The 9,231-nt window shown below is 60.5% G+C and carries 8 protein-coding genes and 1 tRNA gene; 4 read left to right on the top strand and 5 right to left on the bottom strand.

Annotated elements, in window-relative coordinates:
* The first annotated feature begins 1 nt into the window (after position 1).
* Positions 2 to 77, top strand: a tRNA-Val gene (locus G5306_RS15845).
* Between the two features lie 305 nt (positions 78 to 382).
* On the opposite strand, the gene G5306_RS15840 is transcribed toward G5306_RS15845, so the two are convergent.
* Positions 383 to 1,696: a sodium-dependent transporter gene (locus G5306_RS15840; RefSeq protein WP_236320252.1), complete on the bottom strand. Its 1,314-nt coding sequence runs from the start codon at positions 1,694 to 1,696 to the stop codon at positions 383 to 385.
* Positions 1,697 to 2,128: 432 nt separating this feature from the next.
* Between G5306_RS15840 and G5306_RS15835 the strand changes: the two genes are divergently transcribed.
* Positions 2,129 to 2,848 carry a substrate-binding periplasmic protein gene (locus G5306_RS15835; RefSeq protein WP_421313127.1) on the top strand — a complete coding sequence of 240 codons (720 nt, stop codon included), beginning with the start codon at positions 2,129 to 2,131 and terminating at the stop codon, positions 2,846 to 2,848.
* A 3-nt stretch (positions 2,849 to 2,851) separates the two neighbouring features.
* On the opposite strand, the gene G5306_RS15830 is transcribed toward G5306_RS15835, so the two are convergent.
* On the bottom strand, positions 2,852 to 4,165 hold the full coding sequence (locus G5306_RS15830) for a sodium-dependent transporter (protein WP_005335722.1): 1,314 nt from the start codon (positions 4,163 to 4,165) through the stop codon (positions 2,852 to 2,854).
* A gap of 211 nt (positions 4,166 to 4,376) precedes the next feature.
* The gene (locus G5306_RS15825; protein WP_421236387.1) at positions 4,377 to 5,216 is read right to left on the bottom strand and encodes an isopenicillin N synthase family dioxygenase; all 840 of its coding nucleotides are present in this window, start codon (positions 5,214 to 5,216) and stop codon (positions 4,377 to 4,379) included.
* 206 nt (positions 5,217 to 5,422) lie between these two features.
* Between G5306_RS15825 and G5306_RS15820 the strand changes: the two genes are divergently transcribed.
* The gene (locus G5306_RS15820) at positions 5,423 to 5,986 is read left to right on the top strand and encodes a DUF2799 domain-containing protein (protein ID WP_005362971.1); all 564 of its coding nucleotides are present in this window, start codon (positions 5,423 to 5,425) and stop codon (positions 5,984 to 5,986) included.
* 51 nt (positions 5,987 to 6,037) lie between these two features.
* Here G5306_RS15820 and G5306_RS15815 read toward each other — a convergent pair whose 3' ends face one another.
* Entirely contained in the window at positions 6,038 to 6,856 is an 819-nt protein-coding gene (locus G5306_RS15815) for a Cof-type HAD-IIB family hydrolase (protein ID WP_421313126.1), read from the bottom strand.
* Positions 6,857 to 6,966: 110 nt separating this feature from the next.
* Positions 6,967 to 8,196: an MFS transporter gene (locus G5306_RS15810; RefSeq protein WP_421236388.1), complete on the bottom strand. Its 1,230-nt coding sequence runs from the start codon at positions 8,194 to 8,196 to the stop codon at positions 6,967 to 6,969.
* A gap of 106 nt (positions 8,197 to 8,302) precedes the next feature.
* On the opposite strand from G5306_RS15810, the gene G5306_RS15805 reads away from it, so the two are divergent.
* On the top strand, positions 8,303 to 8,926 hold the full coding sequence (locus G5306_RS15805) for a helix-turn-helix transcriptional regulator (RefSeq protein ID WP_100645115.1): 624 nt from the start codon (positions 8,303 to 8,305) through the stop codon (positions 8,924 to 8,926).
* The last annotated feature ends 305 nt before the right edge of the window (positions 8,927 to 9,231 follow it).

Raw genomic sequence — 9,231 nt, 5'->3', positions numbered from 1 at the left:
AGGTCGTTTAGCTCAGCTGGGAGAGCACCTCCCTTACAAGGAGGGGGTCACTGGTTCGATCCCAGTAACGACCACCATATTCGCAAGCGAGGCTGAGATATCAGCTTCAGTTGCAGATAAAGTCCCCACTCAGATGGGGATTTTTTTTGCCCGCAATTCAGTACTTCAACTTCTTCTGTTGCCGGTGTGGCGAGCCGAACGCCACCTCTTATTGTGCCACTCTGCCACTCCGATCCTTCTTCATCCTGCTCTTCCTAGATTGCTCGACGGCCACTGACTTCACTCCTGTCCATCGTGATGCTGTTCATATGAACGCCTGTTAAAGCAAACGCCAGCAATAAAAAGGGCAGGCCAAGGCCTGCCCGCAAAGATGCGCAAGGTGCTACATGATCCCGCGGATCAGGATCCCGCTGATCAGCAGCGGCGCCACCACGCGCCAGCACCAGAGCAGCGCCAGACGCAGGGCGGGTGACAGGCCTACAGGGAGAATGGCATCACCGAGGCGCCAGCCCAGCAGCAGGGTCAGTACCAGACCAAACAGCGGCATCATCAGGTTGGAGGTCAGATAGTCGAGCAGCTCGAAGATGGTCTTGCCAAACAGGGTCAGATCGCTCCATGGGCCGAACGACAGGCTCACCGGAATGCCGGAGGCCATGATAAGCAGGGTCAGTACCCGGCATGCGCCACGACGCGACCAACCCCACTCCTCGGTGGTGAAGCGCACCAGATGCTCCAGCATGGAAATGGAGGAGGAGAGCGCCGCCACCAGCAGCAGCAGGAAGAAGACCACCCCCAGCCCCTGACCGAACGGCAGATGACTAAACACGGCAGGCATGGTCATAAAGGTGAGCCCTGGGCCTGCGGTGGGATCGATGCCGGTGGAGGCCAGCGCCGGGAAGATCATCAAGCCCGCCAGCACCGAGATAAGGCTTGCCAGAGTGACCACCCAGACCCCGGAGCGCAGCACCCCTTCGCTATTGGGCAGGTAGGCGCCATAGGTAGTGTGTACCCCGAGCCCGATGGAGAGGGAGAAGAAGGCCAGCCCCAGCGCGTCCAGCACGCTCTGGCCGGTCAGCATGGAGAAGTCCGGCAGCAGCAGCTGGCGTACACCCGCCATGGAGCCCGGCATGGAGAGACCGACCCCTACCAGCAACAACATCATGATGAAGAGCGCGGGCATCATCCAGCGCAGTGCCCGCTCCACTCCTTTCTGAATACCTCCCTGCACGAACCACCAGGTTAGCCCAGCAAACACCAGATGGGTCAGCACCGGCCACCAGGGGTTGCTGACATAGCCGTTGAACAGGGCGGTGAGGGCGCTCCCCTCGCTCAGGTTGAGTTTGCCAGCCATCGCCAGCGCAGCGTAACCCACGGTCCAGCCACCGACCACGCTGTAGAAGCTGTAGATAAAGAAGCCGCAGGCAATCCCCATATACCCCATCCAGCGCCAGTTCGGCCCCACCAGTTTGCGAAAAGCGCCGAGCACCCCGCGCTGGCTATGGCTGCCGAGCAGGGTTTCGCCGACCTGTACCGCTACCCCCAGGGTGAAGCTGAACAGCAGAAACACCAGCAGAAAGGCACCACCGCCATTGGTGGCGGTCACATAGGGAAACTTCCAGATGGCACCAAGGCCAATCGCTGTGCCTGCTGCGGCCAGCACATGACCGAGACGGGAAGACCACTGAACCTGGCTCATACAACCTCCGGGTAACACGACATCGAAGCAATACTCCTCTGTAGCAATAAACGACAGACCATAAAAAAGGCCGCCTGAGGCGACCTTTGCAATGAACATTCAGAAAAACTGTGCGTGCAAGGTCACCTCTCTTGCGAGCTAAAAAATCGACCAAACAGCACGAGGATGGCAGACATGAGGTGACAACCTGACTAATGAATGAGGGAACAGCCTAAACCATGGAAAGAATAATTGACACATAAAATCAAAAATTTTTTATGTGTGCCGCTGTCATCACTCTGACTGTACGTACAACTCAATCGGTGAGCGCGTTACCTGGCCGTATCTTTTCTACCTTGTAGCTATTTACTGGGCGATAATCGACGTAGCTTCTTCTGGAACTAGTGACCGCTACATGGCGCTGATGGGAACAACGATGAGACAGGATGTCGTATGAGATGGATGGTGCTGCCCTGGTTACTGATCAGCCTGAGTGTGTCGGCGCAGCCCGCATTAACCCTGCTGAGTCACGACTTACCCCCCTTTACCGAATACCGCGACGGCAAGCTCGACGGATTTGCCATTCGCCTGATCGATGAGGTGCAGGAGGAGCTTGGCACCCGCTATCCGGTGCGGATTTACCCGCTCAAGCGGGCGCTGGCGCTGGCACGGGTCGAGCCCGGCTATGGACTGTTCGTGGTACAGCGGCTCCCGGAGCGGGAGTCCCATTTCAAATGGGTTGGCCCGCTCTTTATCAATCGGGTCTTTATCTATCAGGCGCCCGATAGTCGCCACCCGCTGACCTCGCTGGCACAGTTGCGAGATCTGCCCAGAGTGGGGGTAGTGCTGGGTAATGCCGATGATGTGCGGCTGAGTCATGAGGGCTACACCAATCTGGTGCGCTACAAGACGGTCGGGGAGGCGATAGAGCGGCTGATGCTGGGCAAGATCGATGCCTTGCCGATGGCGGAGCTGGTGATGGAGGCCACCCTCGACAAGATGGGGTTATCCCGGCGCAGCATCGTCAGCAGTGGCGTGCTGCTCCATCAGGCCGGTCTCTATATCGTCTTCTCCAAGGGAACGGATGATGCCGAGATCACCCGCTGGCAGCATGCCCTGGATGCCGTCAGAGCCGCCCAGGGGCGGGCCGATGAGCCCACCCGCGAAGAGTAACCGTCACACCAGACCGCGAATCAAGATCCCGCCGATCAGCAAGGGGGCAATCCAGCGCCAGCAGTTCATCAGCAGGTGATGCCAGTGGCTGGCAATCCCCTGCGGCAGTGCCTTGCGCCCCAGCTTCCAGCCCAGCAGCAGCGTCAGCATCAGGCCGAACAGCGGCATCATCAGGTTGGAGGTGACAAAGTCCAGCAACTCGAAAATGGTTTTGCCAAACAGGGTGGCGTGTTGCAACGGGCCAAACGACAGGCTGACCGGAACACCGCTAACCATGACGAATCCAGTGATGGCGCTGCAGGCCGTGCGGCGTGACCAGCCCCAGGTCTCGCACAGGAAGCACTGCAAATGCTCCAGCAGGGAGATGGCCGAGGAGAGCGCCGCAAAGACCAGCAGGGCGAAGAAGATCACCTCAAGCACCTGACCGAATGGCAGCAGCTGAAACACCGCCGGCATGGTCATAAAGGTGAGACCGGGGCCGGAGGCCGGGTCGATACCGGTCGAGGCCAGCACCGGGAAAATCATCAGCCCCGCCAGTACCGCCACCATGCTGGCCAGCAGCACCACCCAGAGGCTGGAGCGACCAACCCCTTCGCTGGTCGGCAGATAGGCGCCGTAGGTGGTGTGAATGCCCAGACCGATGGAGAGGGAGAAGAAGGCCAGTCCCATGGCATCGAGCACGCCAGACATCCCCAGCTTGCTGAAGTCGGGCATCAGGAAGTGACGTACTCCCGCCATCGCATTGGGCAGGGTGAGGCCAAAGGCGACCAGCATCAGGATCATCAGGAACAGGGCCGGCATCATCCAGCGCAGGGTGCGCTCCACCCCTTTCTGAATGCCGCCTTGCACCACCATCCAGGTGAGGGCGGCAAACAGCAGATGGGTGAGAATGGGCCAGACGTCGCCGCTGACATAGTCATTGAAGCGGGCGGTGAGGGCCGCCGCATCCCCATGGTTGAGCTGGCCTGAGATGGCCATGCCGGTATAGCCCAGGGTCCAGCCGCCCACCACGCTGTAGAAGCAGTAGATGAGCAGGGTAGAGATCACCCCCATTACCCCAACCCATCGCCACTGTTTGCCGAGCAGATCGGAGAAGGCACCGACTACCCCGCGGCGACTCATGCTGCCGAGCAGGGTTTCCCCCATCAGTACCGCAACCCCCAGGGTGAAGCTGAACAGCAGAAAGACCAGCAGGAAGGCGCCGCCGCCGTTGACGGCTGTGACATAGGGGAATTTCCAGATTGCGCCGATACCGACCGCGGAACCCGCTGCAGCGAGGATGTAGCCGAGTCGGGATGACCATTGGGACTGCTTCATAAGAACTCCAATCGAGCGCCCCTTGGCAGGGGCAGAATGGCGCTCATGTTACGGAGGTCACGGCGCAATCACTACGACGGTTATCAGGTATAAATGCGATTTATTGGCACGATTGTCTAATTTAATTCTGTTTTTTACCCAATCCTGCCACCAAATAAAAACCGGAGCGAGATTGCTCCGGTTTGGTCTCTGACAACTGTTCGTCGGCGGACTAGATCACCCCGAGCTCCCGCAGCCGCTCCATCAGGTAGCTGTGGGCGGTATGGCGCTCGGAGAGCACCACATCCGGGCGCGGGTGGAGGAACAGCGGCAGCGAGATGCGTGACTTGCTGGCACTGCCACCGGTCGGGTTGATGACGCGGTGAGTGGTGGAGGGATAGTAGCCGCGAGAGGCCTCCTGCAGCATGTCGCCGATATTGATGATGAGGGTGCCAAAGTCACACGGCACATCCATCCATTCGCCGTCGGAACCCTTCACCTGCAGCCCCGGCTCGTTGGCGGCGGGCAGAATGGTAAGCAGGTTGATATCCTCGTGGGCGGCGGCGCGGATGGCGCCCGGCTCCTCGGTGCCATCGAACGGCGGATAGTGCAGCACCCGTAGCAGAGTCTTCTGGCTCTCTTCGATCATCGAGGAGAGGGGGCAGCTGTAGTGAGCGGCGATATCGGCCGGGGTGTGCTGCTCGACCCAGCCCAGCAACTCGGCGGCCAGACCGTTGGCGAGGCGATAGTACTCCATCGCCTGCTCCTTCAGTTCTTCCGGTATCTGGCCCCAGGGGTAGATGTGGAAGTACTCCTTGATGTCTTTCTGACTATGGCCCTTGGCCACCTCGGAGACCGACGGCGGGAAGTAGCCATCTTGGGTTTCGCGGTTGAACAGGAAATCCTGCTTCTGCTCGCTCATGAAGAAGCGATACCAGTTGTCGTAGATGGACTGCACCAGCTCTTTCGGAATGGGGTGGTTGGTCAACACGCCAAAGCCGGTGGTTCGCAGGGATTCGGTGAAGCGTTGGGCCGCATCGGGTGAGCGGTAATCGACGGTCAGGACTTTCATTGTTTTTGTTGCGCGCCAGTTAAAAGATGGCGCAGTTTACCTTGCACCTGATAACAAGGAAAGCGGGTTGGCCGCCCGTCTGGCACTGCGTTGAATAGTGACAAAAGCATCAAATAAACCGCGCCAGATCACACGGGGGCGCATCCCTTGTTATGGCCTTTTATCCTCTCTAGAATGCCGCTCACTATCTTTTCCGGAGTCTGTTCATGTCCCCCAAAATCCTGTTGCTGACCCTGCCGGTATTGCTGGCGGGATGCAGTGCCCTGTCAGAAGATGAGTGCCGTACCATGAGTTGGTACAACCTGGGTTATCAGGATGGATCGGAAGGCAAAACCCGTCAGGCGACCCGCGATTACGTTTCGTCTTGCAGCGAATATGGCCTCAAAGTGGATGAGGCCGAGTGGAAACGGGGCTACGACAAGGGGCTGGAGCTCTACTGCATTCCCGAGCTGGCTTACAGCAAGGGCAAGGAGGGGCAGGCTTATCTGGGGGTATGCCCCAATGACGCCAGCTTCCTCAAGCAGTATCAGCGTGGCTACGAAGAGTACAAACTGGCTGCCCGCCTGCGGGAGATCAGCGACGAGCTGGAGCGTACCGAGCGGGATATCGATACGCTTGAACGCAGCATCCGCAACGAAACCAACACGGAACAGCGCGACTACTACCGTGCCAAGCGCGATCGAGCCATTCGCCACTACGAATCCCTGCGCCGGGAGTACAACCGTCTGCGTTATCCGGATCGGGTGATCCAGTTCTCCTTCGGCGGTTAATCCCTCTCTTCATGGCCAGCCCGCGTGCTGGCCATGTTGCATCTTGTCAGATCAGGGCAGTACCCAGCGCTGCAGTGCCAGTGCGATACCATCTTCGTTGTGGTCGGCCGTGACCCGATGGGCATGGCTCTGGATCTGCGGGGCCGCATTGCCCATGGCCACCGCCAGCCCAACTTGCTCGAACATGCTGATGTCGTTGTTGTTATCCCCAAACGCCACCACCTGCTCCATCGCAATCCCTTCGCTGGCTGCCCACTGGGCAAGCCGGTTGCCCTTGCTGCAACCGGGCTGTACCAGCTCCACCGCATAGGGGGCCGCCCAGTCGCGGGTAAAGGGTATCTGCTCGACCACCTCGCCCATAAAGGTGTGCAGGCGTGCCGGATCCTGATTGAACAGCTCCAGTTTCCAGACCGGGTTGTCGAGCCAGCCTGCCAGCTCCTCGACCGGGTGGAGGGCGATCTTGAGGTGGTCTGGCTGATTGGCCGACCAATGGCGGATGCGGGTGACATGCTCTTCGCAGCCGATGTAGCCGATCCCCTCGCTCAGGTGGAACAGGGCGCCCATCTGCTGCGCCTCGACCGCGGCCAGCAGCTCGGTAAGCGGGGCGGCCGCCAGCGGGTCGCCGCTGAGGATCCGGTTTTGCACCGGATCATAGAGATAGGCGCCATTGCTGCAGATGAGGGGGGTGTCGAGGGCCAGCTCGTGGTGGAAGGGGCGTGCCGTCATGTAGTGGCGTCCCGTGACCAGCAGCACCTTGATGCCGTGGGCGCGGGCTTGCGCCAGGGCTGCCCGGGTGGCCGACGAGATCTTGTGATCCCGGGTCAGCAGGGTGCCATCCATATCGAGCGCGATGGCCTTGTACTCACTCATAGCTCCTCCAGCATCGAACAAATCCGCAAAGAGCTTTACCGTCCCAGACCCGGCGCCCCGATGCAAGTCTTGCCCGCAGCCGAAGCGCCGAACTGTGATCCCTTCGTGGCTCAGGTGCAGCTGGCCAGCTGTTGACGACGGTCGGCACGGCGACGCAGCAGATAGAAACCGGCGGCACTGGCAAGGGAGCAGAGGGTGGCGAGATAGAAGGGCCACTCGGTACCGGCCAGCAGCACCAGACTGCCGAGCAGCACCGCCAGGATCTCGCTGCCTACGGCGAGGGCGCGGTAGAGCCCCATCGCCTGCCCCTGTTGCTCCGGGTGACTGCGGTTGGAGATCGCCACCGAAGTGGCCAGCTCCCCCAGACTCATGCCGATGCCAGCGGGAACGAAGGTAAGCGCCAGTCCCCACCAGTGCACGGGCAGGATAAAGAGCAGCATGCCGCTCGCCATCACCAGATGGCCGACAATGCCGAGGGAGCTGCCGCGCCAGTGACGGGCGATGCGGGAGCCGAGCCAGGAGCCCGCCATCATGGGCAGGCTCACCAGCACAGCCGCCTGCGCCAGCTGGGCCGGATCCCAGGCCAGCCGCTCTACCAGCCAGATGTTGAAGTAGGTGAAATAGAGCTGCACGGCGCCATAGCTGATCAGGGTGAGTGCGAAGTAGGGCAGCAGGGCCGGTTGCAGCAGCAACTGGCGGCTGGAGAGAGTCGCGGCCTGAAGGGTGGCCGCCACCGGCGGACGACAGGGGATCAGCCAGAGCACCAGCAGCAGGTTGAGCAGGGTCATCGCGACGGCCAGCCAGGCCGCCAGACTGTAATCCCCCGAGATCACCGCGGCGTAGCCCCCGATCACCGGCCCCACTACCCAGCCCAGATTCATGCCGATGTTGATCCAGGCGAAGCTGCGCGCCTTGTGCTCCTTGCCGGCGAGATCCGCCGCCATCGCCTGCACGATGGCGATGTTGCCGTTGCACAGCCCCTCCACAATCCGGCTGAGCAGCAACAGGGGGAGTGAGCGCCAGGCGATACCGAATGCCATCAGGGCATAGCCTGCCAGCACCCCCGCCAGCGATAGCAACAGCAGTGGCTTGCGGCCATAGCGGTCGGAGAGGCGACCGAGCCAGGGGCTGCCCACCAGCTGGAACAGGGGATAGAGCCCCATGATGACCCCCAGCCACACCTTGCGGCTCCAGTCGGAGGCTTCCGGCGTCAGCATGCCGTGGGCCGGATCCAGCAGCAAAGGTGCCAATACCGGGGAGGGGAGACTGAAGCCTGCAACTGCCAGCGTGACCGTCATTACCAGCACCCAGAGGGGATTTTTGTGCCCGTGTTTCTCCATGTTGCACCCATTAAGTAAAGTTATTTGTTTATTTATGCTGATTCATAGATGGGATTAAGTAAAGTGAATTGTTGATTTAATAAAGGGCGATCCCCATAATGAGACCATGAACGCAAGCACCGACAAGATCCTGTTTCTGCTCAAGAGCCATGGCCCGCAGAGCGCCGCCGCGCTGGGGGAGCAGTTGCAGATGACCTCCATGGGCGCCCGTCAGCACCTGCTCACGCTGGAGCAGGAGGGGTGGGTTACATTCAGCGACGAGGCGCGCGGGCGCGGTCGTCCCGTGCGGCTGTGGCAGCTCACCGAGCAGGCCTGGCAGCGCTTCCCCGATAGCCATAGCGACCTGACCGTGCAACTGATCGACAACGTGCGCGAGCTGTTTGGCGAGGAGGGGATGGAGCGGCTGATCCAGCAGCGGGAGCTGCAGATGCTTGCTCGCTATCAGGAGGCGCTGGGGTCCCATGGTCTCTCTGGCCGGCTGGCGGCGCTCAAGGAGCTGCGTACTCGCGAGGGCTACATGGCGGAGATCCGCCGCGAAGAGGATGGCAGCTGGCTGCTGTGGGAGAGCCACTGTCCCATCTGTGCGGCGGCGCGCACCTGCCGCGGTTTCTGTCGCAGCGAACTGGCGCTGTTTCGCCAGCTGCTGGCGCCGGCGAGGGTGGAGCGGGAGCAATATCTGCTGGAGGGGGCGCATCGCTGCCTCTATCGCATCACGCCGCCCGCGCTCTGATTTCGTCAAACGCCCAAAAACAACAAAGCAGGCGCCGGGATGCCTGCTTTGTTGCCTTCGGGGAGGGGGTTCTCTCGTTCCAGCCCGTCGTTTCCCGATAAGGTAAGACGGCTGATGGGGCTCTTGACCCGGTAAGGTCCTTCACCGCAGAGACCCGGTCAGGTATCTGCTTTGCCACCGGAAGATGTAACCATAGTATCCCTCCCGTGCCGGTGAGTGGTTGCAAAGTAACCACTTTTTTCGGTTGTTTTTGCAATAGTTCACCCTTAATCTAGGAAAAGTGGATTAGTCATTGCAACGAGGAA

Origin of the sequence: Aeromonas sp. 603404 (assembly GCF_049171775.1) — a bacterium.
GTDB classification, from domain to species: domain Bacteria; phylum Pseudomonadota; class Gammaproteobacteria; order Enterobacterales; family Aeromonadaceae; genus Aeromonas; species Aeromonas veronii_A.
Note: the sequence above shows the minus strand (reverse complement) of the source record. Positions and strands in the feature narration are given on the sequence as shown.